Raw genomic sequence first — 663 nt, 5'->3', positions numbered from 1 at the left:
CGCCGGCGCCACGCTGGCGCCGGCGGGCGCGGTCAATGTGTTCTACGTGGACGTCCGAACCGGCAACAACAACAACCCGGGCACCGAAGAGCGTCCATGGGCCACCTTGCAGAAAGCCCACGGCATGCTGCAGCCCGGCCAGACCGTACTGGTGCGCAAAGGCACCTACACGAGCGCCACCAACTACACGGTGCTGTTGGTCAATCGTTCGGGCACCGAAGGCGCGCCCATCACGTACCGCAACTTTCCGGGCGAGCGCCCGCTGATCAAGACCACCAAGGGCGTCAACAACCACGGCATCGAAGTGCGCGACGCGTCGTATATCGTGATCGACGGGTTTGAAGTCGAGGGCCACGTCAAGCAGGTCACACTGGCCGAAGCGAAGGAGCAGAACGACCTGGCGCTGGCGTACTCGAAGATGACGCCGCAAAAATACATCCGCGCCATCGTCGATTCGAACGGCATCAGCGTGACCGGCAAGACGCTCAAAAAGACCCACCACGTCGTCGTGCGCAACAACATCGTGCGCGACACCCGCCGGTGGCGGCATCGCGGCCAACTTCACCGATTATGTGACGATCGATAACAACCGCGTCTCCAACACCAGCGCGTATTCCCCTTACGGCACCTCGGGCATCAGCTTCCTGACCCCATATAACTAGT

General features: G+C 61.8%; 1 protein-coding gene. It reads left to right on the top strand.

Translation table 11 applies throughout. The annotated features are described in order from the left end of the window. The coding region (locus C7C56_RS27035; RefSeq protein WP_146204666.1) for a right-handed parallel beta-helix repeat-containing protein at window positions 1-586 on the top strand (586 nt) is incomplete at its 5' end. Window positions 587-663: the final 77 nt, after the last annotated feature.

Source organism: Massilia glaciei (assembly GCF_003011895.2).
Taxonomy (GTDB): domain Bacteria; phylum Pseudomonadota; class Gammaproteobacteria; order Burkholderiales; family Burkholderiaceae_D; genus Telluria_A; species Telluria_A glaciei.
Note: the sequence above shows the minus strand (reverse complement) of the source record. Positions and strands in the feature narration are given on the sequence as shown.